Origin of the sequence: Actinoplanes sp. NPDC026670, from assembly GCF_040638175.1 — a bacterium.
In the GTDB taxonomy this organism is placed as follows: Bacteria; Actinomycetota; Actinomycetes; order Mycobacteriales; family Micromonosporaceae; genus Actinoplanes.
In genome coordinates this window covers 15,768-41,908 of record NZ_JBEZXU010000056.1, presented here as the reverse complement: position 1 = coordinate 41,908, position 26,141 = coordinate 15,768, and the positions used below count along the sequence as shown (strand labels likewise).

Genomic DNA, 26,141 nt, shown 5'->3' with positions numbered 1-26,141 from the left:
ATTCATCGACCGCGCGACGGCGGGCTTGAGAAGACCAGATAGTTAGCTAGGCTAAGCAGTATCTCTCGTGAGGAGTACCGCTTGACCGCGCCGCCACGCCGGGCCCCCAGGGCCGGCATCCACCCGGATCCCACGAAAAGCTGGTTACGCCGCGCCTGGCCCATCGTCCGTGCCCACCGCGCGCTGCTGATCACCTCGCTGACGCTGTCCTTCATCGGCCTGATCGTGCAGGTGCAGATCCCCGACCTGGTGCGGATCGGCATCGACCGGGCGCTCGTCGACCGCACCGAGGGGCTGGAGAAGTACGTCTGGCTGATCGCCGGGCTCGCCGTCGCGCAGGGTGTGATCAACTTCCTGGCCCGGCTCTACCTGCTGCGCACCGCGTACGAGATGGAGTACGACCTGCGCAACCTGGTGTTCGGCCACTTCATGCGGATGTCGTACGGCTTCTACGACCGGGTCCAGTCCGGCGAGCTGATCTCCCGGGCCACCAGCGACATCCGGGCCGTGCAGATGTACCTGGCGTTCGGCCCGTCCATCCTGGTCCAGTGCACCATCGCGGGCATCGCGTTCGCCCTGATGGTGTCGATCAACGCGCCCCTGGCGGTCGTGGCGATGCTGACCATGCCGGTGATCGCGGTGCTCGGCGTCCGGATGCGCAAGGCGATCTTCCCGGTGTCGTGGCTGATCCAGTCCCGGCTGGCCGGGGTGGCGACCGTGGTCGACGAGAACATCCAGGGCGTCCGGATCGTGAAGGCGTTCGCGGCCGAGAAACGGCAGATCGACACGCTCGCGCGGGCCGCCGACGGGGTGCGGTGGGCGTACACCACCGACGCCCGGATCCGCAGCCGCTGGATGCCGGTGATGGACAACCTGCCCCGGCTCGGGCTCGCGATGGTGCTGCTGGTCGGCGGGCTGATGGTGCTCGACGGCAACGCCACCGTCGGCACGATCGTGGCGTTCAACTCCTACGTGCTGATGCTCCAGCCGCCGTTCCGGATGCTCGGCATGATCATCATGATGGGGCAGCGGGCGGCCGCGTCCGCACAGCGCATCTACGACATCCTGGACACGCCCGCGGAGCTCGACGATCCGGCCGTCCCGGTGGTCCCCCAGCCTCGGGGCGACGTGCGTTTCGAGGGAGTGCGGTTCGCGTACCCTGATGGGACCCTCGGTCTTGATGGTCTTGACCTGCACATCCGGCCCGGGGAGACGGTCGCGCTGGTCGGGGCGACGGGCAGCGGCAAGAGCACGGTGGCGCGGCTGGCGGCGCGGTTCTACGACACCGGCGGCGGGCGGGTGCTGATCGACGGCGCCGACGTGCGCGACTACCCCCTGGAGACGCTGCGTGACCGGGTCGGGATCGTGCCGGACGAGCCGTTCCTGTTCTCCGTCTCGCTGCACGACAACATCGCTTTCGGACATCCGTCGGCGACACGCGACCAGGTGGTCACCGCCGCTGTCGCGGCCGGCGCCGACGGTTTCATCCAGGAGCTTCCGGAGGGGTACGACACCGTCGTCGGCGAACGCGGCTACACCCTCTCCGGCGGCCAGCGGCAGCGTGTCGCGATCGCCCGGGCGCTGCTGGTCAACCCGCCGGTGCTGATCCTCGACGACGCTACCAGCGCGGTCGACGTCCGGGTCGAGCACGAGATCCACGAGGCGCTACGTGACCTGATGCGCGACCGCACCACCATCGTGGTCGCGCACCGGCTGGCCACGATCGGCCTCGCCGACCGGGTCGTGCTGATCGACAACGGTCAGGCCGTCGCAACCGGAACCCATGCCGAGCTACTGGCGACCGAACCCCGCTACGGGCGGGTCCTGGCCACGGAGGTGCACGCGTGAGCATGTTCGGAGGCGGTTTCGGCGGTCCCGGCGGCGGTCCCGGGTCGGGGGCGATCGCCGGGATGGGCGGCACCGGCACCCGCCGGCAGGGCAACACGCCGTTCGCCGGGGTGCCACCCGAGCTCGCGGCCGGCGTCACCCTGCTGGAAGCGAGCGAGCCCGACCATCCGGACCCGGCCGAGACGTTCAGCCACGCCCCGGACGACGGCCGGCTCACCCTGTGGTCGCTGCTGTCCGGCCGTCCCGGGCTGCTGGTCACCGCGGCGTTCGCGGTCGGGGTCGAGGCGATGCTGCTCCAGTCCGGGCCGTACCTGGTGCAGGTCGGCATCGACCACGGCATCGTCGCGCGGGACGTGCCGGTCCTCGTGTTCGCGGCGGTCGCGTTCCTGGCCTCGGTGGCGCTGACCGCCGCGGCCACCGCCGTGCGCATCCGCACCAGCGGGCGGCTCGCCGCCTACAGCACCCGTGACCTGCGGGTCCGCGTGTTCACCCAGTTGCAGCGGCTCAGCCTCGACCATTACACGACGGAGAAGGCCGGCGTCACCATGACCCGGATGACCTCCGACGTGGAGGCGCTCCAGCAACTGCTGCAGGAGGGGTTCGCGCAGTTCCTCATCCACGGGCTGACCATGGTGGTGGTCACCGCGGTCCTCGTCCACTACGACGCCACGCTCGCCGCGATCACCCTGCTCCTGGTGGTGCCGCCGCTGCTGCTGCTCACGCTCTGGTTCCGGAAGGCCGCCGACGTCGGCTATCTCCGGCAGCGCGACACGATCGCCGGGCTGTTCACTCACCTGACCGAGAGCCTGAACGGCGTACGCGTCATCACCGCCCACAACCAGCAGGACCGCAACGTGATCGCCCACCGGGAGGTGGTCGGCGCCTACCGCGACGCCAACGACCACACCGGCCGGATCAACGCCGTCTACGGCCCCGGCACGTCGGTGATCGGGCTGCTCGGCCTGGCCGCGCTGCTGCTGATCGGCGGCCGGATGGTGCTGCGCGGCACCCTGACGATCGGTGAGCTGACCGCTTTCGTCCTCTACCTGAACGCGTTCTTCCAGCCCGTTCAGCAGCTGGTCCAGCTCTACACCAACTATCAGCAGGCCCGCGCCGCGCTCGGCAAGCTCCGCGGCCTGCTCGGCACGGTCCCCGCGGTCCGCGAGAAACCCGGCGCCCAGCCGCTGCCGCCGGCGTCCGGCCGGATCGAGCTGCGTGAGATCACTTTCGGGTACGATCTCACGCGGCCAGTACTACGCGGAGTGAACCTGCGGATCGCGCCGGGCGAGACGATCGCGTGTGTCGGCCCGACCGGCGCCGGCAAGTCGACGCTGGCCAAACTGGTGTCCCGGCTCTACGACCCGGACTCCGGAACAGTCCTGATCGACGGCCACGACCTGCGCGACGTCACCCTCGACTCGCTGCACCGGCAGGTCGGGGTGGTGCCGCAGGAGCCGTTCCTGTTCGCCGGGACGCTGCGCGACAACATCGCCTTCGCCCGTCCGGACGTCCCCGACGAGGTGGTGCACGCCGCCGTGGACGCGGTGGGCCTGCGCGAACTGGTCGACCGCTCCCCCGACGGACTGTCCACGATCCTGCACGAACGCGGCCAGTCGGTCTCCTCCGGCGAGCGCCAGCTGATCGCCCTGGCCCGGGTCTTCGTCGCCGAACCCCGGGTGGTGGTCCTCGACGAGGCCACGTCGAGCCTGGACCTGCGCTCGGAACTGCGGGTGGAGGCGGCGATCCAGCGCCTCCTGGAAGGCCGGACCGCCATCCTGGTCGCCCACCGCCTGTCCACGGCCCGCCGGGCCGACCGGGTGATCGTCGTCGACGACGGCGACATCGTCGAACAGGGCACCCACGCCGAACTGGTCGCCGCTCAGGGCCGCTACGCCGCCATGTACGCCACCTGGCAGTCCCACACCACCCCCGGCTGACCGGCGCCCGTCCGCAGCGCCGACGTCACACCGGTACCGTTCGCCGGCGCGGCCAAGACCGCCAGCCGTCGCTCAGCACTGGAATGGGTGCGGCCAAACCGCGCTGAGCGACGGCTAGCGGTCCCTCAACACCGAAACCAGCGGCCAGCCGCGCTCAGCAACAGCCAAGACCGCCAGCCGTCGCCCGCCACTGGAATGCCGGCGGCTAAACCGCGCTCAACGACGGCCAAGACCGCCAGCCGTCGCTCAGCACTGGAATGCGTACGGCTAAACCGCGCTGAGCGACGGCTGGGGGCGCGGCCCTTTCGGTGAGGCTGCTGCGTGGGCGGCAACGTGGATCGGCGCACACGTTGGCTGATTGTGGGCTTCTGTTACTGCCGCGGCAGGGGTGAGCGCACACGTTCGGGCGAACGTGAGCGTTCGTCCACACCAGGGCGACGATGTGGGCACGCACAACGTCAACGTGTGCGCCCGTCACCGCTTCCGCCGGCGCGCGGGCGGCGATCCGCGCCAGCGAGCGGCAGCCTGCACTCGCGGGCGGCGATCTGCGCCGGCGGGCGGCAGCCGGCCTGGGCGGGTGGGGATCTGCGCCGGCGGGTTCGTCATGGTGCGTGGTCGCCGGCGAATCCCGTGCGGGGCGCGCTGCTGCTGTGCCAGGCTCGCCCAGACGTTGATGTCGCGACAGTCCGTTGCCGGGACAGGAACGATGACCTTAACGGTATGGCGACACGCCTCCATCGAAGGTTGCGCATTCGCTGATGGGACGGGAAGGGTCGGGGCATCCCAGACGGAGGTGCTTTGTGGATCTGTCACGAACGCTGGCCGGCATCGGCGCCGCGTTGCTCGCCACGGCTCTGCTAGCCAATCCGGTGTCAGCGGTACCGGGTGGCGACCCGGCCGCGGCGCCGTCGGGCGGCGGCCCGGCCCCGGTGCCGGGCGGCGGCCAGACCACCCGTGACTTCGGGAACGGGCCCGAACGCAACGAGATCGCCGCTCTCGACGATGCCGCGATCAGCGCGCTGTCGGCGCGGGCGCTCACCGCTGACACGCCGGCCACCGCGTGGACGGTCACCCGGCGGAAAGGTTTCCCGCGGCAGAACGAACTACCGGTCTGGCCGGTGAACCCGGATGACCGGTCGATCAAGCTGGGGCTCATCCCGTACCACCTGATCGCTCCGAAATTGAACGCCCTGCAGAAGGCCTCGGACCGCGTCTCCGCGGAGATCGTCGGGAAATCGGCCGGCGGCCGTGATCTTTACCTGGTGACTGTGACCGCGCCCGAGTCAGCCGCCGAGGCGGCCCGGCAGGACCGCTGGCGGGAGCTGATCGAGGAGGATCCGGCCGCCGCGAAGCGGGACCGGAGCCTGAAGGCCGGCTACAAGACCCCGGTCTGGATCAACGCGAACATCCACGGCAACGAGTGGGAGGGCACCGACGGCGCGTTGCGCGTCATCGAGCGCCTGTCCACCGCCACCGATGCGGCGACCCGGGACTTCCTCAAGCGCAGCCGGGTGTACGTGACGGTCACCAACAATCCGGACGGGCGGGTCGCGGGCACCCGGGCGAACGGCGCCGGGTTCGACATCAACCGGGATCACGCGACCAGTTCGCAGCCGGAGTCGCGGGCCGTCCGGGACGTGGTGATCGCGACGCAGCCGTTCGTGATGCTCGACGAACACGGCTACACCGGGACGACCCTGATCGAGCCGGCGACCCCGCCGCACGGGCAGAACTACGAGTACGACCTCTACATCAAGCACGCCCTGCCGAACGCGCTCGGCATGGAGAAGGCCATCCAGCAGCTCGGACACCCGGAGACGACGGCCGCCGACATCCCGTTCCGGGACTACGCCCCCGGTGACTGGGACGACTGGCCGCCGATCTTCACCCCGATGTACGCCATCTATCAGGGCGCGGTCGGGCACACCGTGGAGATCCCGCTGCAGGTGAACAACGCCGCCTACAACAACCTGCCGGTCGAGGAGCTCCAGCGGCGGGCCCGGATCAACACCGACGTGGCCGCGGCGACGATCGAGGCGGCCCTCACCTACGCCGACACGAACCGGGGCACTCTGCTCGCCGACCAGATCGAACAGTTCCGCCGCGGCTGGGCCGGTGAGCCGTCGCCGACGATCCCGGACGGTTTCGTCGACGGGTTCGGCCCGGAGGACCGCTACTCGGCGACGTTCCCGCGCGCCTACGTCATCCCGGCCGGCACGCCCGCCGCCGCACGCCTGGTCGACCACCTGATCTCCCACGATGTCCGGGTCACCGCCGCCCGCTCCGATTTCCGGCTCGGCGGCCGCCACTACGCCAAGGGCACCTACCTCGTCGACATGCACCAGCCGAAACGCGGCCTGGCGAACGTCCTCCTGGAGGCCGGCCGGGACATCTCCGGCCTGGTCCCGCAGATGTACGACATCTCCGGCTGGAGCCACGGCCTGCTCTGGGGCGCCACCGTCGACAGCAGCCTCCGCACGCTGCCGAGGGTCTCGGTGACGAAGGTGACGCGGGCGGCGCCGACTGGTGCGGTCGACGCCCCGCGCGGCCGGGACCTGAGCCTGTCGCTGCGCGACGGCAACGATGTGCGCGCGGTCAACGAGCTGCTCACCCGGGGTGTCAAGCTGCGGCGCACGGACGCGGCCACCGTCCTGGTCCCGGCCGAGGCGCGGCCCGAGGCATCCGCTCTCGCCAAAGCCCTGGGGGTACGGTTCACCGCCGCCCGTGGCCACGACCGAGGCACCGTGATCGAGCCGCCGGTGATCGCGGCCGCCGTCTCCGCCGACGAACTGTTCGCCCTGAAGGAGATGGGCTTCGTAGTACAGCCCGTCTCGACGGCGATCCTCAACGCCGGTTTCGACCTGTCAGCAGTCGATACCCTCATCGTCTCCTCCGGTCTGTCCTACTCGGCCCTGACCCCGGCGGCCCGCACCGCGGTCGACGCATATCTGGCCGGTGGCGGCGGTGTGGTGACCCGTGGCGCGACGGGCGCGAACTTCAACGCCGCGGCCCGGGTCCTCCCGGTCACCGCGACCGCCGGGCGCGGTGACGCCAACGGTGTCGTCACGGTGACGAACGAGGGCCGGATCGTCGGCGCCGGCTCCCCCGCCCACTCCTTCATCTACTCCCCCCTCTGGTTCACCGGCACCGGAGTGACCGTCGAGCAGCGTTACGGCACCACCCCACTGGTGGCCGGCCACTGGCTGCCGACCGATGCCGGCACGAACGGCCCGGCGCAGGCGGCCGGCCAGCCGGCTGTCGTCTCCGGCGTCACGGCCGGCGGGGGCCACGCGGTCCTTTTCGGCACGGAGCCGCTCTTCCGAGCCCACCCGAAGGGGCTTTACGCCCCCTACGCCCGCGCCCTCCTCTGGACCGCGAGCTAGCTGTCCCGGGATCCCCGGTCCTGCCACCAACCCGTGGCAGGACCGGATCGGGCGCCTCCCGGACACGGATGTCGTGGTCACCGTGGATGAAAACCGCACGCACCTGGACCTCCCAACCTCGTCACCACCTGCCGTGAATCCAGCCTAGGAACATCGGCGGCCGTCAGGGAGGCCCTATCCGAGTCCCCCTCCGAGCCGCGGTTACCAGTACCCGCGTTGTTCAACTGAGGCCACCGTGGTCGCCTGGCCGGCGCCTCTCTGCCGGGTAGGGTCCGGGGAGTGACCGACGATCTACTGGCCGACTTCGTCCGCGCCGACCGCGAGCAGAGCCTCGGCACCTACGGGATTCACGTCCACCGGGAGGGCCGGCCGCCTGTCGAGCACCGGTTCCGCTCCGACGACCGGGTCAACCTCTACTCGGTGTCGAAGACGTTCACCGCCGTCGCGATCGGGATCGCCGAGTCCGAGGGCCGCCTCACCGTCGAGGACCGGCTGGTGGACCATTTCCCGGAGGTGCGGGCCGCCGACGGATTCGAGAAGGTGACGTTGCGTCATCTGCTGACGATGACGAGCGGCAGTGGCCACATGTGGTTCGCGGACGGGCGCGTCGATGCGGCCGATCTGCTGCACGAATTCGTCGCGGAACCGCTCGTCGCCGAACCGGGCACGCGTTTCGCGTACACCGGAAGCGGTTTTTATGCTCTTGGCCGGGTGATCGCCCGGGTGACCGGCGCGAATGTCCGTGATTATCTGCTGCCTCGCCTTTTCCGGCCGCTCGACCTGCACAATCCCGCCTGGCATGCCTGCCCGCTGGGTTTCCCGTTCGCGGAGAGCGATCTGTTCCTGCGGACCGGGGAACTTGCCCGTTTCACCCGGCTGATCCTGCAATCCGGTGAATGGGAGGGCCGGCAGCTGATTCCCGCGGAATTCGTGCGGCGGATGGCGACCGACCGGGTCGACATGAACGAGGGCGACGCGCACACCGACGGTTACGGTCTCGGGATCTGGCTGGAGCCGGGCGGCCCGGTCCGGATGCACGGCGCCTACGGCCAGATCGCCCTGATCGACCGTTCGCGCCGCGCCGCGATCACCGTGACCGCCCACACCGAGGACGAGACGGCCCAGCTCACCGCCCTGCACGACCTGGTCCTGGACCGCCTCAGCTAGAGCTCGGGCCGACGTGGTGGTCGAGCCAGGCGCGCAGCGGGCGGCTGGTCCGGAGGAAACCGGCGATCCGGTCGCGGGCCTCCGGGGTGCCCATCCACGGGGCCGGCTCCCACTCCTGCCAGGTGGTCAGGCCCTTGTGGCGGAGCAGTTCGATGCGGGGATGGTCCTTCGGGAAACCGCGCGGCGCCGTCTTCAGGGTGCCGTGGCCGTGGACCGGCACGCCTGCCTTCTCGATGTCGGCGATCAGTTTCGGCAGCGTCGGGCCGAGATGCTCGTCGACGATCGTGCGGCGGTAGCGTTCCAGCTGGTCGGGGGCCATCTGGTACATGCCGGAGCCGGCCGCCAGACCGTCCGCGCCGAGCTGGATGTAACCGCCGGACTCCAGCCAGATGCCCAGGTGGTCCTTGTAGGGCGTCTTGTCGTGGCTGAACCGCACGTCCCGGTACGGCCGGAAGATCTTGCCGGGCCCGAACTCCGGCTCCAGCTCAGCGAGCAGGGCCAGCGCGGGTGCCTTCACCTGTTCCTCATAGACCGGCAGGTGCGCGATCCAGTACGTCTTCGAGTTGTCGGCGACGAGACCCTCGTAGAATTCGAGCGCCTCACTCGGCCAGCCACGGAACGTCACTCCGGCAGTCTGCCACCGGCCATCGCCAGGACGTTACGTGCCTCGCGGACCACGGCCAGGTCGACCATCCGGCCGCGCGCGTCCAGGCACACCCCTCCGCTGGCCTGTTCGAAGCGTTCCACCAGGTCACGAGCTTGAGTCAGCTCGTCTTCGGTGGGGGTGAAGACCTCGTGGACGATCGGGATCTGGGCCGGGTGGATGCAGGCGCGGCCGCGGAAGCCCAGGCGTTTCAGGGTCTGCGTGGAACGGCGGAGGGCGTCCAGGTCGCGGAAATCGGTGGTCACCGCTGCGGCGGGCGGGGCGATTCCGGCTGCTGCCGAGGCGAGGACGACGGTCGACCGTACCAGCAGAAGCTCTTGATCTCCCGGGGTCAGGCCCAGCTCGGCGGCGAGATCGGCTTCGCCGATCTGGAGGCGGGTGACACGCGGCGCGGTTGCGATGGCGGCGGCTTCGAGGATGGCCCGGGGCGTCTCCAGCAGCGGTACGAGGCCGACCGCGCCCGCCGGATCGTGTTCGTCCAGCAGTGCGGCGAGAGCCATCACCCGTTCCGCCGAGGCCTTGGCCACCACCAGGCCGCGCAGCGCGGGCGCGATCACCGTCCGCGCGTCGGCCAGGCCGGTGTCGCCGCTGTTGACCCGCACCCAGATCGGCGCGCCGGCGGGCAGCCAGCGCAGCCACTCGGCGACCGTGTACCGCGCGGCCTCCTTCTCGTCCGGCGGGACCGCGTCCTCCAGGTCGACGATCAGCGCGTCGGCGCCCCGTTTCAGGGCCGAGGCCAGCATCTTCGGCTGGTTGCCGGGCACGTACAGGAACGATCTCATCCGATCACCGCGGCGCCGGACAGCAGCGCGCGGGCGATGACGACCCGCTGGATGTCGTTGGTGCCCTCGCCGATCATCATCAGCGGCGCGTCCCGGTAGAGGCGTTCCACCACGAACTCCTTCGAATAGCCGTAACCGCCGTGCACCTGCATCGAGTTCAGCGCGCAGAACACGGCCGCCTCGGACGCGAACGCCTTCGCCATGCCGGCTTCCATGTCGACCCGGTGGCCGCCGTCGGAACGGGACGCCGCCCAGTAGACGAGCAGCCGGGCCGCCTGCACCTGCGCGGCCATCTCGGCGATCTTCAGCTGGACCGCCTGGAAGTCGCCGATCGGTTTGCCGAACGCCTTCCGCTGACCGGCGTACCTGAGGGCCTCGTCGTAGGCGGCCTGCGCGATGCCGAGCGCACGGGCGGCCACGTTGATCCGGCCGGTCTCCAGCCCGGACAGCACCTGCTGCATGCCGCGCCCCTCGACCCCGCCGAGCAGCTGCGACACCGGCACCCGGACGTCCTCCAGCAGCACCTCGCACGACTCGGTGCCGTGGTAGCCGAGTTTCGGCAGATCCCGTTCGACGGTGAAGCCTGGAGTGCCGGCCTCGACCAGGATCACCGACATGCCCCGGTGCGCGGGCGTCGCGGCCGGGTCGGTCTTGCACAACACCGGCAGCGGGTCGGCGTGACGGGCGTTGGTGATCCAGGTCTTACGGCCATTGAGGACATAGAAATCACCGTCGCGGCAGGCCACGGTGGCGATTCCCTGCAGGTCCGTGCCGGCATCAGGTTCGGTCAGGGCTATTCCGGTACGGCGTACGCCGCTCGCCAGATCCGGCAGGTATCTCGTCTTCTGCTCCTCGGTGCCGTGCCTCGCGATCAGCCAGCACGACAGCGAATGGGAGCCGAGGATGCCGGCGATCCCCATCCAGCCTTTCGCGATCTCCTCGAACGTGAGGGCGAAACTGACCATGTCGGCGCCGAGACCGCCGTACTCCTCGGGCACGGTGAGGCCGAAGAGTCCCAGCTCCCGCATCGTCTCGACGATCTCGGCGGGGTAGCGGCCGGACGCCTCCCACTCCTGCGCGACCGGGCGGATCTCCCGGTCCACGAAGTCGCGGAGCACGTCCCGGAACATTCGCTGCTCGTCGTTGAGGTTGAAATCCATCGTCACTCCGTGAATACCTGTGGGTCGGAGCCCGGGACGAGCCGGACCGGCTGGTCGCAGTACGGGGCGGGGATGCCGATCAGGTGGGTCAGCACGATCGGGCCCTCGGTGAGGCGGACCCGGGCGAGCACGTACGGCTCCTCGGCGTGGTGCACGATCGTGAAACTGTCGACCGTGCCGCTGCCGATCGCCTCGACCTCGACCAGGTCGCCGCTGCCGCAGGTGGCACAGATCGGGCGCGGATGGAACTGGGCGGTACGGCAGGTCACACAGTGCTGGAGCATCATCGGTCCACCCCCAGCAGCACCGTGGCGTGGCTGGAGAAGATGCCGCCGGTGCCGTGGGCCAGCGCCGTCTGCGCGTCCCGGACCTGGCGGTCGCCGCACTCACCGCGCAACTGGCGGACCGCTTCGACCAGCAGCAGCACCCCGAACTGGCCGGGATGGCAGTAGGCCAGGCCACCTCCGGAGGTGTTGTGCGGGACAGTCGCGGACAGGCCCTCGCCCGGCTCGGCGAAACCGAGCGCCTCCAGGCCGAGCGGCACCGAGACGGTGAACGAGTCGTAGAGCTGCACCACGTCGACGTCGGCCGGGGTCAGGCCGGCCCGTTCGAACGCGCGGCGGCCCGAGTCGATCGCGCCGGTGCGCAGCAGGTCGGGGGCGGTGGCCATCCCGGTGTGGGTCAGCGCCTCGCCGTAGCCGAGCACCACGACCGGACGTTTCGGCAGGTCACGGGCCCGATCGAGGGAGGTCATCACGATCGCTCCGCCGCCGTCGGTGACCAGGCAGCAGTCCAGGCGGCCGAGCGGGGATGAGATTGCCGGCGCGTTCAGAACCTCGTCCACGGTCAGGGGCCCCTGGCCGTACGTCCATGCCCTGGGGTTGATCTGAGCCTTCGCGCGGGCAGCCACCGCGACCGTCGCGAGGTCCGCGCGGGTCAGGCCGTGCTCATGAAGGTAACGCTGAGCGACCATCGCGTAGTAGGAGATCGGGTAGAGCGGCCGGTACGGGGCCTCCCAGGTGGCTTCCGGGGTGCCCTCGTCGTAGGCGGCGGTGAGTTTGCGGCTGCGGGCCGAACGCTGGTCCGAGGCGTAGGAGATCACCACAGTGCTGCACTGACCTGCGGCGATGGCCTGGGCGGCGCGGGCCACGTACATCTCGAAGACCGCGCCACCGGCGAAGGTGGAGTCGCACCAGGACGGTTGCAGGCCCAGCCAGTCAGCGAGCTGGGTCGCCGAGAAACGGGAGATGCCGTTGGTGGCGATGCCATCGACGTCACCCAGGGTGAGGCCGGCGTCGTCGAGGGCCCTGGTCACCGCCTGGGTCTGGAGTTCCAGGATCGTCTTGCCGGTCCGGCCGAGGTCACATTCGGCGGCGCCGGCGATGGCGACGCCGGTCATGGCAGCTGGACGGTGGCGCTCGCCGGCGCCACCGCGATCCGGCCGGCGCCGGTCTCGACGCGCAGGTCCAGCTCCACCCGGCCCGGCTCCTCGCTGCTGATCCGGCCGAGGCAGCGGATGGTCTCGCCGGCGAAGACCAGGTTCTTGAACCGGAAGCTGAGCGCGGTGACGACCGCGTCCGGGCCGAACCATTCGCGGAGGGCGATCGCCAGGTAGGCGCCGAAGACCTGGCCGTCGACCACCGGGCGGTCGAGGTTCCGGTCCTTCAGGTAGGCCGTGTCGTAGTGGAGCCGGTGCCAGTCCCAGGTCGCGCCCGCGTAGGCGATCATGTCCGGCAGCTCGATGGTGCGCTCGAACACCAGCTCATCGCTCGACATGGATCAGCGTCTCCTCGTTGACGGCCAGGACCCGGTCGTTCTGGTCGGTGTACGTCGCCACCGAGGTCACCACCAGCATCCGTTTCCCGGCGCCGGTCACCCGCTCGGTCATGTCAGCCAGCCTCCAGCGGGCGGTGATCACGTCGTCCGGGCCGACCGGGCGCTCGAAGCGGTACGAGTTCCCGCCCCGCACCAGCCGTGTGCCGGGGACGTCCAGATGCCAGCCGTGCCCGGCGTAACCGTCGGCGTCGCGGGGCAGGTTCGCGTACTGGTTCGTCTCGCAGATCAGCGTCGGCGGCGCCACGTCACCGTTCAGATGCGCCGGATCGGTGTCGCCGGTGGCCAGCGCGAAGTAGCGGATCGCGGCCCGGCCCAGCGGCTCCGGAGCGACGTACACCCGTTCCTCGCCGATCCGCGCCCGGAGCGCCTCGGTCAGCAGCGTCATCCGAGCACCGCCGTCGGGACCGTCTCCAGCAGGAACTCCGGGCGCAGCAGAGCCGAACAGACCACCGAGGTGACCACCGCGTTCGGGAAGTGCTTCGCTCGCAGGAAGTTCGTGCGCGGGTAGCCGGCGACCGCCTCCGGGGTGAGGTATTCGGCCAGGTGGACGACGTTCTCGCCGGTGGCGCCGGCCTCGGCCAGAACCGTCTCGATGCTCCGGTAGACGAACGCGGCCTGACCGACCAGGTCGTCCTCGTGGATGGCCCGCTGGCTCACCGGGTCCAGTGCGCCGAAGCCGGCCAGGAAGATGTTCCGGCCCGCCCGTACCGCCGGCTTGTAGGTGAGGGTGTCGTAGCGGGCCCAGCCCGGGTTGAGGGCGGTCAGCGGCCCGGTCGCGGCGACCGCGTCCAGGGACACCTGTGCGCCCGGCGTCACCGGGACGTCGACCAGGATGCCCGCCGCGCCCGGGTGCACCGGCCCCTGGAGGAGGTCCCGCCGCGGTCGGCCGCACCGCGGATACTCGGCGCGCGTGGCGGTGGCCGTGTAGTCGACCGTCCGGACCAGGGCGCCGGTGTCCAGGCCGGCCGTCGCCAGCAGGGTGGCGATCCGCTCCAGGCACCAGCGGTACTGGTCGCGGAAGTCGCCGTCGGTCGTGTGCACGCTCGGCAGGTAGGCGATACCGCCGGCCACCCGGATCACGTCGTCGCCGTCGGTGAACAGGTCACCGCCGCCGGGGTGGGTGATGACGGCGACCGCATACGGCACCTCCCAGCCGATGATCGTCTCGACCGGCACCCGCGAGACCGGGACCTGGTGACCGCCGAGTGCGGCGAACCGGGCCGCGTCCAGCAACGCCGGGTCGGCGAGCGCCGCCGTGGTGACGTACTCGGTCACGTGGACGATGTCACCCACCGGCACGTCGAGGTGGTGGTAGCCGGGCACCGCCGGCAGGTACACGGTCACTTCAGACACCCTTCGATCGCATCGAGCAGAGCCGCGGGGCCGTCTGCGGCGAAGACAGCCGGGGCGCCGGGGCCGAGATTCGCGGCGGCCTTGGTGCGCACGCCGCCGCCGGCCGGCCGTTCCACCCGCGCCACCCGCCCGTCACCTGCGACGATGCCCGGAGCATCGGCGGCGACCACGTCGGCGGCGCCGGTCACGACGGTGATGCGGGCCGCGAGGTCCTGCACGTCGGAGCGGTCCAGGTCCTCGAACGTGTCCAGATCCACCCAGCCGTCGATGACCATCGCGGCGACACACCAGTAGACGCTGAACTTCGCCTCGTAGGCGCTCCGCGGCCGCCGCTTCTCCAGGCCACCGACGATCGGCACGGCATCCGGGTGCAGGGTGACAGTGAGAGCCGACGGCGCCGAACCGGTGAACTCCCCGGCCGCATCGATCGACGCGTGGGTGAGCTGGCAGGCCGGATACGGCTTGATCCCGATCCGCGTCGCCTCCCAGCGCCCACCCCCGCGTGCCGCCCTACGGTCCGAATCCGACCGCAGCCCGGCACACTCCGCCACCCCCACACTGCGTGGTGACGCGCGGTCCGAATCCGACCGCGGCCCGGCACGCTCCGGCACACCCACGTCGCGTGGTGACGTGCGGTCCGGATCCGACCGCGGCCCGGCGCACTCCGGCACACCCACGTTGCGTGGTGACGTGCGGTCCGGATCGGACCGTAGGTCGGCACGCTCGGGGGTGGGCAGGTCGCCGAGCAGGACGGATCGGTCCGGGGAGCGGCCGGTCATGGTGCGGAACAGGCCGTACTCGCCGTCGAGGGCGCCGGCCGGTCCGGTGGCTCCGGCTGCGGCGAGCCGGGCGGCGAGGATGCCGTTGGCCGCCGCGATGCCCGGATGCAGCTGTTTCGTGCTCGCCGGGCTGTGCAGGAACTCCAGCAGACCGCTCGCCCCGCTGGCTGCGATGCCGATCGCGTGCACGAGGCGTGTCTCGTCGAGCCCGAGAAGCCGGCCGGCGGTCACGGCCGCGCCGATCACTCCGCACATCGACGTGGCGTGCAGGCCACGCGCATGGAATCCGTGCGGCGCCGCCGCGCCGAGCCGGCAGACGATCTCCAGACCCGCGGCCAGAGCGGTGATCATGTCACTGCCGCGGGCCCCGGTCTGCTCCCCCACAGCAAGCGCCACGGGTACGGTCACCGCGCTCGCATGTACCAGCCCGCCCGCATGCGTGTCGTCGAAGTCCAGGGCGTGCACAGCCACGGCGTTACCGAAGGCCGCGGCCACCGCGCCGACACGCTCACCGCTGAACAGTCGTGCTTCCGGCGGCCCACCGAGCCCACGGGCAACCGTGAGTGCAGGGTCGGCGGCACCGCGACGGATGCCGGCGACGCCACATCCGACGGCATCGATCAGATGCTCCCGAACCGCCTCGACGACCACATCCGGCAGTCCATCTGCGTCAAGTCCAGCTGCCCACCGCGCCAGCACGACAGCAGCGGGCTCCTCCAGATCCGAATCAACATCGACCGAATCAACGTTGATCGCGTCAACATCAACCGAGTCAACATTGACCGAATCAGAATGGATCGAATCAATATCGACCGGATCATAATGGACCGAATCAGCATCGACCGAATCAGCATCGACCGAATCAAGGTTGATCGCGTCATGGTTGATCGCGTCGTTGTTGATCGCGTCGTTGTTGATTGGGTCGTTGTTGATTGGGTCGACGTTCAACGCGGCGGCTGGTGGGGTGGGGACGGCTGTCATTCGGGTGCCTTGCCGAAGGCTCCCGCGGTGCGGAGACGGTTGAGGTGATGCTCGTCGTAGCCGAGCAGGTCGGCCACGTAGGTGAGGTCTTCGCCTCGGCGTGGGGCCCGGCGGTACACCGGAGGCACCGCACCGACGCGGACCGGGGAGGCGATCTGGCGGACCGTTCCCCAGTGCGGGTGCTCGGTCTCGACGATCAAGCCCCGGGCCAGCGTGTGCGGGTCGCGGAGAGCGGCCGCCACGTCGTTGACCGGGCCGCACGGGATGCCCGCCGGTTCCAGCAGGGCCAGCCACTCGTCGGTGGTCCGGGTCGCGAACGTCTCCTCCAGCAGTGGCAGCAGCACGTCGGCGTGGGTTCGGCGGTCGGCGAACGTCGCGAAACGCGGATCGGTCAGGGCCGGCACGTCGAGGACGGCCACCAGACGCTGCCAGAACTTCTCCTTGGCGCAGCCGACCACCACCCAGCCGTCCGCCGACGGGAACAGCTGGAACGGCACCAGCGACGGGTGGGCCGAATAGCGGGTGCGGACCGGTTCGAACCCGGCGTTCAGGTGCCAGGCCGCCGGATAGGTGAGCATCCCGACCGCGGTGTCGAAGAGGCTCAGGTCGCAGTCCATGCCGTGGCCGTCGCGGCGGGCCGCGTGCACCCCGGCGAGCAGGGCGATCGCGGCGACGAACCCGCCCGAGTAGTCGACGATGGACAGCCCGGACTTGGCCGGTGGGCCGCCCGGTTCGCCGGTCAGGTCCATCCAGCCGGCCAGGCCCTGCAGGATGTAGTCGTAGCCGGGCTGGGCCGCCCGCGGGCCGGTCATCCCGAACCCGGTCAGCGAACAGCAGACGATGCTCGGGTTGACGTGTTTCAGCTGGTCGTACGTGATGCCGATGTTGGCCGGGACGTCGCCGCGCAGGTTGGACCAGACCGCGTCGGAGTGGCGGACCAGGTCCTCGAAGACCTCCCGGCCGGACGTGGTGGCCAGGTCCAGCGACAGCGAGCGCTTGCCCCGGTTGAACGTCTCGAAGAACAGCGAGTCCTCGCCGTGGGCGTAGGGCGGCACGTACCGGCCGACGTCGCCGCCGGTCCCCGGCTCCTCGATCTTGATGACGTCGGCGCCGAGGTCGGCCAGGTGCATCGAGCCGAACGGGCCGGCGCCGTACTGTTCGACGGCGATGATCCGGATGTCCTCAAGTGGCCTCATCACACGCTCCCCACGAGGTCGAGCAGGCGGTTCTGGGCAGATCGCACCTCGCCGGGCGGCAGGCCGTAGGAGGGCGGCGAGAGTTTGATCGCGTCGGCGAGGCCGTGGTACTCGGTCAGCCGGGCGAGGCACTGGTCCGGGGTGCCGGCGATCGTGTACGCGTCGACCATCGCGTCCGGGATCAGGTAGCCGAGCGAGTCGGCGGGACGGCCGGAGCGCAGGGCCTCGGTGGCTGTCGCACAGGTCTCGCCGAAGCCGGCGGCCTCGAACATTCCGGCGTAGGAGCGGACCGACGCGTAGAAGCCGACCACGTTGGCGGCGCGGCGGCGAGCCACCGCCGGATCGGCGTCGACCGAACAGCAGGCCGCGGCGACGACATCGAAACCCGGCAGCACGGCGGAGACCGGGCCGGGCGGCGCGGCGGCGGCCGGGCCCGAGAGCGCGGCGCGGGCGCGGCCGGTGAGCAGGGCGGGCCGGATGCGGTCGCGGAGTTCGGTGGGTGGGCACAGTTCGTGGGCGATCCAGCCGTCGGCGATCTCACCGGCCAGCGTGACCATGGCCGGGCCCACCCCGGCCAGGTAGATCGGGAGGTGTTCGCGCGCCGGCGGGTACGGCCGTCGCCATCCGCGGACCCGGATCGACCGGACGCCCTCGTGGACGATCGGGTCGGCGCCGGCGAGGACGGCCCGGATGATCGCCACGGTGTCGCGTAGCCGGGGCGCCGGGCGTTCGAACTCGGCGCCGTGCCAGTCCTGGTTGAGGCGGGCCACTCCGGTGCCGAGGCCGAGCCGGAACCGGCCGGCGGAGAGTTCGTCGAGGTCGGCTGCGGCGAGGGCGGTCAGCATCGGGCTCCGGGCGAAGGCGAGCGCGATGCCCGTACCGATGCCGATGCGATGTTGATTTTGATCTTGGGGTTGACCTGTTCCGGCGGCGAGGGCGGCTGCCGTGGTGAAGGCGTTGCGGTGCAGCTCGGGCGCCCAGACGACGCCGGCGCCGGCCGACTCGGCGGCCCGGGCGGCGATGACCAGCTCGGCCATCGTCTCGCCCCACGGCTGCACGTCGAGGCGCACTACTGAGCCCCTGGCCCGTGGCCGCGCTTGTAGGTGAGCATGGTGCGGGTCCAGGTGATGACGTCGACGCCGTCCTGGTTGAAACCGGTGGTGAAGACCTTGACGATGCCGGCGTACGGCCGCGACTTCGACTCACGCAGCTCCAGCACCGTCGACCGGGCGTAGATGGTGTCGCCGACGAAGACCGGGGCGGGCATGTCGATCTTCTCCCAGCCGAGGTTGGCGAACGCGTGCTGGCTGACGTCGGGCACCGACAGGCCGGTCACGATCGCCACCGTGAGGGTGGAGTTGACCAGCAGCTTCTTATACGGCGTGCGGGCCGCGTAGTCGGCGTTGAAGTGGCTCTGGTTGGTGTTCAGCGTCAGCAGCGTGAACCACGTGTTGTCCGCTTCGGAGATGGTGCGGCCGAGCGGGTGGCGGTACGTGTCACCGACGGTGAAGTCCTCGTAATAGCGGCCGAGCATGCGGCGAAGCTAGCACTTGTTTCGCACAGTGAAAAGGTGTTTCCATTGGCCGTATGCTCGAGATCTTCCTCTACCTGCACATCGTGCTCATGGTCTTCTGGCTCGGCGGCGACCTGGGAGTCTTCTACTCCAGCCGGTACGTGATCGATTCGTCGCTGACCCCGGCCGCCCGGCACACCGCCCTGAAGATCATGCTGGGTCTGGATCTCGGGCCGAAGATCTGCCTGATCCTCTTCCTGCCCAGCGGCCTGACCCTGATGTCGCTCGACGCGCACGGCGCCGAACTGTGGGGCGTTCCGCTGCTGCCCTGGTGGCTGCTCGTGCCGATCTGGATCTTCGCGTTCGTCTGGGTGTGGCTGATGTGGACCGACCACCACGAGCCAGGAAAGCACCCGGCCGTGAAGCGGGTCGACTGGGCGATCCGGATCGCGGTGGTGGCCGGCATGTTCGGCGCCGGCGTCTTCACCCTGGTCGCCGCCGAGCCGTTCGGCGTCACCACGAACCCGAAGTGGCTGGGCGGCAAGGTCATCCTCTACGCCCTTGCGATCGCAGCCGGGCTGGGCATCCGGCGGCAGCTCAAACCGTTCGGCGCGGCCTTCTTCGGCAAGGTGATGACCGGGACGGCGACCGGCGAGGACAACGCGATCGTCACGCGCAGTGTCAACGGCTGCCTCCCGTACGTCTGGGTGATCTGGGGCTCGGTGCTCCTCGCCGGACTGCTCGGAGTCGCCAAGCCCCTGGCGAACCTCTAGCCACCCCTTCTAGCTGGGGCGGTAACCGAGTTGCGCGCTGATCCGGCCGGCCGCCCCGAGCAGGTCGGTGACCGCCTGCTCGGTGTCCGGCCGGAACCGCAGCGCCGGCCCGGCCAGGCTGATCACGGCGACCACCCGGGCGTCGTGGTCGAAGATCGGGGCGGCGATCGACGCGGCCCCGGCCTGGCGCTCGCCGAGCGACGTCGCATACCCCCGCTTGCGGATGACCGCCAGATCCTTACGCAGCTTCGCCGGGTCGACGATGGTCTTGTCGGTGATCGCTTCGAGGGGGTGCCGGGAGACGTAGGCGTCCACCTCGAAGTCCGGCAGGAACGCCAGGAACGCCTTGGACGAGGCGCCGGCGTTGAGCGGGAACGGGATGCCGAGGCTCACCTCGAGGCGCAGCTCCTGGTCGGGGACCACCTGGTCGACGTAGAGCCGGGTGTCGCCGCGCCGCAGCGACAGCGTGGCCGTCTCGTGGGTGCGCTCGGAGAGGTGCTTGAGCTCGGGCGCGGCCATCGCACGGACGTCGGTGCGGGCCAGGTAGGCGCGGCCCAGCGCGACGGCGGCGTGCCCGAGGGCGTAACGGCGGGTGGCCGGGTCGACGGTGATCAGCTCACGGCTGCGCAGCGCGGTGAGGATGCGGTGCACGGCGGCCTTGGTCAGGCCGAGGGCGGTGGCGATCTCGGTCACGCCGAGGTCGGGCTGGTCGGCGCGGCCGAAGTAGAGCAAGACGTCCATGGCCCGCTCGACGGCGGCGATGGAGCGCGACTGGCTCTCTTCTTCGCCGGGCGCGGGAGAGCCAGGCGCGGGAGACGAAGGCGTTGGCACAGCGAAACCCCCATGGAACAGGTACGGAACAAACCTTGCCGAACTCTAGCCTGCCATTTCGCACAGCGGAACGACGTACCGCTGCGCGGTTGACAGGGCACCCTGCCCGTCGTTACGTTCAGCGTAACGACGTTTCCTAGAGCGAAACAGCCCCACCGGAACGGAGTGTATGAGTGCCGGTCGACAGCACGACCTTCCGATCCGTGCTCGGACAGTGGCCGAGCGGTGTCTGCCTGGTGACCACGGTCGGCCCGCACGGGATGCACGGCATGACCGCCAGTTCATTCTCCTCCGTGAGCCTCGATCCGCCGATGGTCTCGGTCTGTCTCGGCAACCATCTGCCCAGCCGGGCGCTGCTGGGTGAGGCGGGCCGGTTCGCGATCAGCTTCCTCGGCCGGGACCAGGCGCACATCGGCCGCCGCTTCGCCGGGCAGGACCGCAACGTCACCGACCGGTTCGCCGGCCTCGACTGGACCATCACGCCGAACGGCTGCCCGGTTCTCAGCGAGGCGGTGGCCTGGCTGGACTGCACCGTCGCGCACGCCTACCCGGGTGGCGACCACACCATCTTCGTCGGCGCGGTGACCGGGGCGGCGCTGCCGCGGGTCACCGCGCCACTGCTCTTCCACTCGCGCAACTGGCGGCAGCTCGCCGACCCGCTGCCGCAGGAGGTCACCACCCGGCTGCACGGCGAGGGCGGCTGCTTCGAGTTCTCCGCCGACAGCCCGCCGTCGGCCGAGGTGGTCCGGGCGGCGAAACAGTCGGGTGTCACGGTCGTCGGCTACGTGCCCGACGCCTTCGACCCGGACCGCGAGGACGAGGTGCTGGCCTGCGTCGACGCGCTCGCCGCGCTCGGCTGCGACGAGATCGGCTGCGCCGAGTCGGCGCAGACCCCGGCGTCGCCGCTCCAGGTCCGGCGGGTGCTCCAGGACGCCACGGCCCGGGCCCGCCCGGCCGTGCTCCGGGTGCGGCTCTCCGGCGACAACCGCCTCGCCCTGGTCAACGCGCTCGTCGCGATGAAGAGCGGGGTGTCCTGCTTCGACGTCGTCGCCGCCGGCTCCAGCTCGTCCGGCCTGCCGCTCGACGACCTGCTCCACCTGTCCCGCCAACTCGAGGTCGCCGGCCCGCCCGGCCTCGCCCAGATCAGGGAGTGACACGATGGCCGACCGGCTCATCGGCGAGAAGCTCGTCGACGACATGACAGTCGAGGAGAAGGCCCGCGCCGCCCTCGTCGAACAGGTGCTGCCCGCGCTGCGCGCCAAGGCCGACCAGGCCGACCGGGACGGCGCGTTCCCACGCGAGCACATCGACCTGCTCCGCGACGCCGGGCTGATGGGCCTGATCGTGCCCGAGGAGTACGGCGGCCTCGGCGGCACCCTGCGTGACCTGGCCGCCGCCACCTACGCGATGGGCAGCGCCTGCCCGTCGACGGCGCTGGCCTTCTTCTTCCACAACACGTCCGCGTCGCGTGGCCTGCTGCCCCTCGAAGCGATCGAGTCGGAGCTGTTCGCCGACGACGAGGTGCCGGTGGTCAAGGCGTTCGCCGAGAAGGTGCTGCGCCTGATGTCCGGCGGCACGTGGCTGGCCAACTTCGCCAGCGAGTCGGTCAAGTCGAGCAGCGCCAACATCGCGATCGCGACCACGGCTTCCTATAAAGAGCGCGACGGCGTCAAGGGCTGGGAGATCACCGGCGAGAAGTCGTTCGGCTGCGCCACCGGGATCGCCGACTACTACCTGGTCACCGCCCGGCTCGACGGCTACGACACGGCTGACGGGCTGGTCATGTTCCTGGTGCCGCGCGACGCCGAGGGGGTCACCGAGCGGCCGTTCTGGGACGGGCTCGGCATGCGCGGCAGCGCCAACCACGGCATCCGCCTGGACCGGGTCTTCATCCCGCAGGAGGACTCGCTCACGGTGCCGGGCGCGTTCGTGAAGATGCTGCAGTGCAGCCGGGGCAGCTTCGTCGGCAACCAGCTGGCCATCACCGCGGTCTACGTGGGGGCGGCGCAGGGCGTCTACGACGACACGCTGGGCCGGCTGACCCGCAAGACGTTCGCCGACACGGGACGGTCCATCGCCGAATCACCCATGCACCAGGTGATCATCGGCGACATGACGGAGAACCTGGAACGGGCGTACCTGTGGCTGCGCCGGCAACTGCTGCTGGAGACCTGCGAGCCACCGATCGCCACCAAATCCGAGGTGTACGCGCAGTGGCGGATCGCCAAGGGCAGCATCTGCCAGGCCGCCTTCGACGTGGCGATCGGCGCGCTGAAGGCGTCCGGCACGTCGAGCGCGACGATGAACGGCACGGTCGGCCGGGCGCTGCGTGACCTGTCGATGGGCCTGGTCATGACGTTCCCGCCGGAGCGCGGCCGCCTCGAGGCGGCGTCGGTGATCACCAGCAACAAGGCCAACGAGCTGTTCGCGAACGTGGCCTCGTGAAAGACCTCGTCAACGGTACGTGGGAAGCCTGCGCCACCCCGGTCGGCGTGGATCTGGAGAACCCGGCCACCAGTGAGGTGACCGGCCCCGCCCTGGGTTCGTCGACCGCCCGCACCGAGGAGGCGCTGGCCGCCGCCGACGCTCTGGGTGCGTGGGCCGCCCCGGTCGAGGAACGCGCGGACATCCTGGACCGGATCGCCGCCGCGGTGGCCGGCGCCGCCCCGGAGATCACCGCGCTGGAGTCGCGGGCGACAGGTGTCCCGATCCGGCAGACCACCCCGCTCGGGATGATCCTGGCCGGCGCGTTCGCCCTGGCCGCCAGCCAGCTCCGGCTCGGCATCCTGACGTCGACGGCGGTCCGTGAGGACGGCCGCGAGGTCCTGGTCGAGCGTCTGCCGTGGGGCCCGGCCGCCTGCCTGGTCCCGTGGAACGCGCCCGCCCCGATGGCCGCCCACAAGGTCGCCAACGCGCTGGCCGCCGGCTGCCCGACGATCCTCAAACCCAGCGAGTACGCCCCGTTCGGCACCGAACGCCTGGCCGAGGTGATCGACGCCGTGCTGCGCGACGCAGGCGCCCCGCCCGCGCTGTTCCAGCTGCTGCACGGTGGCGCCGAGGTGGGCGCGCGGATCGTGTCCGACCCGCGGATCCGGGCGGTGTCGTTCACCGGCGGTCTCGGCGGTGGCCGGGCCGTGGCGGCCGCGTGCGCCTACGACATCAAACCGGTGCAGCTGGAGCTGGGCGGCAACAACGCGCTGATCGTGCTGCCGGACGCCGACGAAGCCATCGCCGCCCGCGCCGCCGCCGACCTGCTGACCACGCTGAACGGCCAGTGGTGCCGGGCTCTGGGCCGCCTGATCGTGCCGGCCGGCCGGGAGCAGGCTCTTGCAGACGCGGTTCTGTCCCGGATGAACGAGATGACCGCGGGCGATCCCGCCGATGAGGCCACGGACTACGGGCCTCTGATCCATTCCGGACACCGTGCAGCCGTGATCAAGGCTCGCGATGATCTCGGTGGGGTGATCAACGAGTCGACTCTGACCGGCCCCGGCAACACCCTCGCCCCCGCGCTCGTCCTCGGCGCCGACCCCGCTCGTACCACCGAGGAGATCTTCGGCCCGGTCGCGGCGGTGCACGGCTACGAGACGGTCGACGAGGCGGTGGCGCTGGCCAACGGCACCCGCTACGGCCTGGAGGGCTACGTCTTCGGCGCCGACGAGGAGGCCGCCCTGGCCGTCGCGAAGCGGGTCCGGGCCGGCGAGGTCAAGGTCAACGGGTCGTCGGTGATGAGCCTGCACCTGTTCACCCCACGCCCGGCGTGGGGCATCTCCGGGTACTCGGAGGAGGGCACCGCGGAGACGCTTCTGTTCTTCACCAACCCGCGTGTGGTTGGCGTCGAGAACGGTTTCGCGCTACACAGCCGGTCATGACTGCTTCCGCTTTGCGAGCGATCCTCGCCTCCGACCGGGTCACCCACGTGCCCGGCGTCTACGACCCGGTCACCGCGGCGCTCGCGGTGGCGGCCGGGCACCGGGCCGTGCACCTGTCCGGGGCGGCCGTCTCGGCGATCATGCTGGGCCGGCCGGACCTCGGGTTCGTGCACGGCACACAGATCGCCGACCGGGCGTCCACCCTGGTCCCGGCGCTCGGCGACATCCCGCTGATCGCCGACGCGGACACCGGCTACGGCAATCCGCTGCATGCGGTGTGGACGGCTCTCGCGTACGCCCGGGCCGGCATCTCCGGTCTGCACCTGGAGGATCAGGCCAGCCCGAAACGGTGTGGGCACCTGGCCGGCAAGGAGATCATCGACATCGGCGAGGCGGCCGCGAAGATCACCGCCCTGGCCGATCAGGCGCCGAACATCGTGGTGATCGCCCGCACCGACGCGTACTCGGTCCGTGGCCTCGACGAGACGATCGTGCGCTGCCGGGCCTACGCCGAAGCCGGGGCGGACGCCGTGTTCCCGGAGGGCGTGGACAGCCTCGACGAGCTGAAGCTGGTGCACCGGGCGCTTCCGGGCGTACCCCTGGTGATCAACCGCAGTGAGGCCGGCGGCAGCCGGCCCGTGCTCTCCGACGCCGACCTCGCCGAAGTCGGTGTCCGCCTGGTCCTGCACCCGGTGGCGGCCCTGCTCGCCGCGATGCGGGCGGCGTCGCTCGCCTACCGCGCCATCGCCGACGGCGGCACCGCCGAACCCGTCGACCGGATGCCGTGGGCCGCGTTCACCGCCCTCGTCGGTCAGGACGAGGCCCTCGACCTCGACGCCCGCTACGTCCCCGGGAGATTGCAGACGTGAACCGCATTCTGATCGCCGGCGCCGGGCCGGTCGGGCTCACCGCGGCCCTCGCCCTCGCCCGCCGCGGCTTCGCCGTCACCGTCCTCGAATCCGGGGACGGACTGGCCGCCGAGTCGCGCGCCTCCACCTTCCACCCGCCGACCCTGGAGATGCTCGACGACCTCGGCGTCGGCGCGGAACTGCACGAACGCGGGCTGCTGTCGCCGACGTTCGCCTACCGGGACCGCGCCGAGGGCCTGATCGCGATGCTCGACCTGGCGGTTCTCGGCAACGACACCCGTTTCCCCTACCGGTTGCAGTGCGAGCAGTCGAAGCTCACGCCGATCCTGCTCGCGCATCTGCGCCGGTTCGCCGACTTCGAGATCGAATTCGGTTTCCAGGTGACCGGGGTCGGGCAGAAGGCGGACGGCGTCATCGTGACCGCCGCCGACGGGCGTGCGGAGACCGGTGACTGGCTGATCGGGGCGGACGGGGCGCACTCGGCGACCAGGCGGGCCACCGGGGTCACCTTCGACGGCATCACCTATCCGGAACGGTTCCTGGTCGCGTCGGTCGACGAGGAGCTCACCGGCTGGCTGGACGATCTGGCCGCGGTCAACTACGTCTTCGACCCGGTCGAGTGGTGCGTGCTGCTGCGCACCCCCGACCACTGGCGGGTGCTGCTGCCGACTCCGGTGGAGACGCCCGACGAGCAGGAGTACGCGCGTCTCGACTCGCGGCTGCGCGGCGTCCACGACCCCGGCCGGCCGTGGCGGATCGCGCACGCCAGCATGTACCGGGTCCATCAGCGGGTCGCCACGTCGTTCCGGACCGGGCGGGTGCTGCTCGCCGGAGACGCGGCGCACGTCAACAACCCGCTCGGCGGGCTCGGCATGAACTCCGGCATCCACGACGCCGTCGCGTACGCCGAGGCTCTCGCCACCGGTGACGACGCCACCGTCTGGGCGGCCGCCACCGACCGGCGGCGGATCGCCCTCGAATACGTGCAGAGCGTCTCCCACCAGAACTACGAACGCCTCCGCGCCACCGACCCGGACGCCCGCGCCGCGCATCTCGACGGTCTGCGCGCGACCGCCGCCGATCCGGCCCTCGCCCGGCAGTCGCTGCTGCGCAGCTCCATGATCGCCTCCTTGCGGCGGGTCCCGGCATGAACGCGGCTTCCGGCCTCCGGTCTCTCCTCAAACCCCGCGGCGGTAC

The 26,141-nt window shown here is 70.8% G+C and carries 23 protein-coding genes; 10 read left to right on the top strand and 13 right to left on the bottom strand.

Annotation, left to right across the window (positions count from 1 at the left end; translation table 11 throughout):
• Nucleotides 1-81 precede the first annotated feature (81 nt).
• From AB0E94_RS38625 to AB0E94_RS38610, 4 genes are all read left to right on the top strand, one after another.
• Complete coding sequence (locus AB0E94_RS38625; protein ID WP_360336792.1) at nt 82-1,848, top strand: ABC transporter ATP-binding protein; 1,767 nt, start codon at nt 82-84, stop codon at nt 1,846-1,848.
• 2 nt (nt 1,849-1,850) lie between these two features.
• Nucleotides 1,851-3,785: an ABC transporter ATP-binding protein gene (locus AB0E94_RS38620; protein ID WP_360336853.1), complete on the top strand. Its 1,935-nt coding sequence runs from the start codon at nt 1,851-1,853 to the stop codon at nt 3,783-3,785.
• Nucleotides 3,786-4,585: 800 nt separating this feature from the next.
• Nucleotides 4,586-7,168 carry a M14 family zinc carboxypeptidase gene (locus AB0E94_RS38615; RefSeq protein ID WP_360336790.1) on the top strand — a complete coding sequence of 861 codons (2,583 nt, stop codon included), beginning with the start codon at nt 4,586-4,588 and terminating at the stop codon, nt 7,166-7,168.
• A gap of 279 nt (nt 7,169-7,447) precedes the next feature.
• The gene (locus AB0E94_RS38610) at nt 7,448-8,335 is read left to right on the top strand and encodes a serine hydrolase domain-containing protein (RefSeq protein WP_360336788.1); all 888 of its coding nucleotides are present in this window, start codon (nt 7,448-7,450) and stop codon (nt 8,333-8,335) included.
• Here AB0E94_RS38610 and AB0E94_RS38605 read toward each other — a convergent pair.
• From AB0E94_RS38605 to AB0E94_RS38550, 12 genes are all read right to left on the bottom strand, one after another.
• Entirely contained in the window at nt 8,328-8,960 is a 633-nt protein-coding gene (locus AB0E94_RS38605; protein ID WP_360336786.1) for a DUF2461 domain-containing protein, read from the bottom strand. The genes AB0E94_RS38610 and AB0E94_RS38605 overlap by 8 nt on opposite strands.
• Nucleotides 8,957-9,781 (bottom strand): CoA ester lyase, encoded by an 825-nt coding sequence (locus tag AB0E94_RS38600; protein ID WP_360336784.1) that lies wholly within the window; start codon nt 9,779-9,781, stop codon nt 8,957-8,959. The genes AB0E94_RS38605 and AB0E94_RS38600 overlap by 4 nt, the downstream gene beginning before the upstream one ends.
• Nucleotides 9,778-10,941: an acyl-CoA dehydrogenase family protein gene (locus tag AB0E94_RS38595; protein ID WP_360336782.1), complete on the bottom strand. Its 1,164-nt coding sequence runs from the start codon at nt 10,939-10,941 to the stop codon at nt 9,778-9,780. Before AB0E94_RS38595 ends, AB0E94_RS38600 begins: the two co-directional genes overlap by 4 nt.
• Nucleotides 10,942-10,943: 2 nt before the next feature.
• Nucleotides 10,944-11,228 carry an OB-fold domain-containing protein gene (locus tag AB0E94_RS38590; RefSeq protein WP_360336780.1) on the bottom strand — a complete coding sequence of 95 codons (285 nt, stop codon included), beginning with the start codon at nt 11,226-11,228 and terminating at the stop codon, nt 10,944-10,946.
• Nucleotides 11,225-12,340, bottom strand: a complete 1,116-nt coding sequence (locus AB0E94_RS38585) for a thiolase (RefSeq protein ID WP_360336778.1) — start codon at nt 12,338-12,340, stop codon at nt 11,225-11,227. The genes AB0E94_RS38590 and AB0E94_RS38585 overlap by 4 nt, the downstream gene beginning before the upstream one ends.
• Nucleotides 12,337-12,717 (bottom strand): MaoC/PaaZ C-terminal domain-containing protein, encoded by a 381-nt coding sequence (locus tag AB0E94_RS38580; protein WP_360336776.1) that lies wholly within the window; start codon nt 12,715-12,717, stop codon nt 12,337-12,339. The genes AB0E94_RS38585 and AB0E94_RS38580 overlap by 4 nt, the downstream gene beginning before the upstream one ends.
• On the bottom strand, nt 12,704-13,162 hold the full coding sequence (locus AB0E94_RS38575; RefSeq protein ID WP_360336774.1) for a MaoC family dehydratase N-terminal domain-containing protein: 459 nt from the start codon (nt 13,160-13,162) through the stop codon (nt 12,704-12,706). The genes AB0E94_RS38580 and AB0E94_RS38575 overlap by 14 nt, the downstream gene beginning before the upstream one ends.
• Nucleotides 13,159-14,121 (bottom strand): RidA family protein, encoded by a 963-nt coding sequence (locus AB0E94_RS38570; RefSeq protein ID WP_360336772.1) that lies wholly within the window; start codon nt 14,119-14,121, stop codon nt 13,159-13,161. The genes AB0E94_RS38575 and AB0E94_RS38570 overlap by 4 nt, the downstream gene beginning before the upstream one ends.
• Nucleotides 14,118-15,608 carry an MmgE/PrpD family protein gene (locus tag AB0E94_RS38565; protein WP_360336770.1) on the bottom strand — a complete coding sequence of 497 codons (1,491 nt, stop codon included), beginning with the start codon at nt 15,606-15,608 and terminating at the stop codon, nt 14,118-14,120. The genes AB0E94_RS38570 and AB0E94_RS38565 overlap by 4 nt, the downstream gene beginning before the upstream one ends.
• Nucleotides 15,609-15,886: 278 nt before the next feature.
• Nucleotides 15,887-17,086, bottom strand: a complete 1,200-nt coding sequence (locus AB0E94_RS38560; RefSeq protein ID WP_360336768.1) for a CoA transferase — start codon at nt 17,084-17,086, stop codon at nt 15,887-15,889.
• The gene (locus tag AB0E94_RS38555; RefSeq protein WP_360336766.1) at nt 17,086-18,156 is read right to left on the bottom strand and encodes an LLM class flavin-dependent oxidoreductase; all 1,071 of its coding nucleotides are present in this window, start codon (nt 18,154-18,156) and stop codon (nt 17,086-17,088) included. The genes AB0E94_RS38560 and AB0E94_RS38555 overlap by 1 nt, the downstream gene beginning before the upstream one ends.
• On the bottom strand, nt 18,156-18,620 hold the full coding sequence (locus tag AB0E94_RS38550) for a MaoC family dehydratase (RefSeq protein WP_360336764.1): 465 nt from the start codon (nt 18,618-18,620) through the stop codon (nt 18,156-18,158). Before AB0E94_RS38550 ends, AB0E94_RS38555 begins: the two co-directional genes overlap by 1 nt.
• A gap of 53 nt (nt 18,621-18,673) precedes the next feature.
• On the opposite strand from AB0E94_RS38550, the gene AB0E94_RS38545 reads away from it, so the two are divergent.
• Nucleotides 18,674-19,372 carry a hypothetical protein gene (locus AB0E94_RS38545; protein WP_360336762.1) on the top strand — a complete coding sequence of 233 codons (699 nt, stop codon included), beginning with the start codon at nt 18,674-18,676 and terminating at the stop codon, nt 19,370-19,372.
• Between the two features lie 9 nt (nt 19,373-19,381).
• Here the strand turns inward: AB0E94_RS38545 and AB0E94_RS38540 are convergent, their stop codons facing one another.
• Nucleotides 19,382-20,203 carry an IclR family transcriptional regulator gene (locus AB0E94_RS38540; protein ID WP_360336760.1) on the bottom strand — a complete coding sequence of 274 codons (822 nt, stop codon included), beginning with the start codon at nt 20,201-20,203 and terminating at the stop codon, nt 19,382-19,384.
• A gap of 203 nt (nt 20,204-20,406) precedes the next feature.
• Here AB0E94_RS38540 and AB0E94_RS38535 point away from each other — a divergent pair, with 203 nt between their 5' ends.
• From AB0E94_RS38535 to AB0E94_RS38515, 5 genes are read left to right on the top strand one after another with little or no spacing between them, the layout of a single operon-like run.
• The gene (locus AB0E94_RS38535; RefSeq protein ID WP_360336758.1) at nt 20,407-21,357 is read left to right on the top strand and encodes a flavin reductase; all 951 of its coding nucleotides are present in this window, start codon (nt 20,407-20,409) and stop codon (nt 21,355-21,357) included.
• A 4-nt stretch (nt 21,358-21,361) separates the two neighbouring features.
• Complete coding sequence (locus tag AB0E94_RS38530) at nt 21,362-22,648, top strand: acyl-CoA dehydrogenase family protein (RefSeq protein WP_360336756.1); 1,287 nt, start codon at nt 21,362-21,364, stop codon at nt 22,646-22,648.
• Complete coding sequence (locus tag AB0E94_RS38525) at nt 22,645-24,075, top strand: aldehyde dehydrogenase family protein (RefSeq protein ID WP_360336754.1); 1,431 nt, start codon at nt 22,645-22,647, stop codon at nt 24,073-24,075. The genes AB0E94_RS38530 and AB0E94_RS38525 overlap by 4 nt, the downstream gene beginning before the upstream one ends.
• Entirely contained in the window at nt 24,072-24,944 is an 873-nt protein-coding gene (locus tag AB0E94_RS38520) for an isocitrate lyase/PEP mutase family protein (RefSeq protein ID WP_360336752.1), read from the top strand. The genes AB0E94_RS38525 and AB0E94_RS38520 overlap by 4 nt, the downstream gene beginning before the upstream one ends.
• Nucleotides 24,941-26,095, top strand: coding sequence for an NAD(P)/FAD-dependent oxidoreductase (locus AB0E94_RS38515; protein WP_360336750.1), 1,155 nt, complete (start codon nt 24,941-24,943; stop codon nt 26,093-26,095). Before AB0E94_RS38520 ends, AB0E94_RS38515 begins: the two co-directional genes overlap by 4 nt.
• Nucleotides 26,096-26,141: the final 46 nt, after the last annotated feature.

Bases quoted from the DNA above. Each gene is read 5' to 3' on its own strand.
- AB0E94_RS38520 (WP_360336752.1), top strand. From the start codon at position 24,072: ATGACTGCTTCCGCTTTGCGAGCGATCCTCGCCTCCGACCGGGTCACC.
- AB0E94_RS38590 (WP_360336780.1), bottom strand. From the start codon at position 11,228: ATGATGCTCCAGCACTGTGTGACCTGCCGTACCGCCCAGTTCCATCCG.
- AB0E94_RS38600 (WP_360336784.1), bottom strand. From the start codon at position 9,781: ATGAGATCGTTCCTGTACGTGCCCGGCAACCAGCCGAAGATGCTGGCC.
- AB0E94_RS38585 (WP_360336778.1), bottom strand. From the start codon at position 12,340: ATGACCGGCGTCGCCATCGCCGGCGCCGCCGAATGTGACCTCGGCCGG.
- AB0E94_RS38550 (WP_360336764.1), bottom strand. From the start codon at position 18,620: ATGCTCGGCCGCTATTACGAGGACTTCACCGTCGGTGACACGTACCGC.
- AB0E94_RS38575 (WP_360336774.1), bottom strand. From the start codon at position 13,162: ATGACGCTGCTGACCGAGGCGCTCCGGGCGCGGATCGGCGAGGAACGG.
- AB0E94_RS38595 (WP_360336782.1), bottom strand. From the start codon at position 10,941: ATGGATTTCAACCTCAACGACGAGCAGCGAATGTTCCGGGACGTGCTC.
- AB0E94_RS38620 (WP_360336853.1), top strand. From the start codon at position 1,851: ATGTTCGGAGGCGGTTTCGGCGGTCCCGGCGGCGGTCCCGGGTCGGGG.
- AB0E94_RS38545 (WP_360336762.1), top strand. From the start codon at position 18,674: ATGCTCGAGATCTTCCTCTACCTGCACATCGTGCTCATGGTCTTCTGG.
- AB0E94_RS38530 (WP_360336756.1), top strand. From the start codon at position 21,362: ATGGCCGACCGGCTCATCGGCGAGAAGCTCGTCGACGACATGACAGTC.
- AB0E94_RS38580 (WP_360336776.1), bottom strand. From the start codon at position 12,717: ATGTCGAGCGATGAGCTGGTGTTCGAGCGCACCATCGAGCTGCCGGAC.
- AB0E94_RS38560 (WP_360336768.1), bottom strand. From the start codon at position 17,086: ATGAGGCCACTTGAGGACATCCGGATCATCGCCGTCGAACAGTACGGC.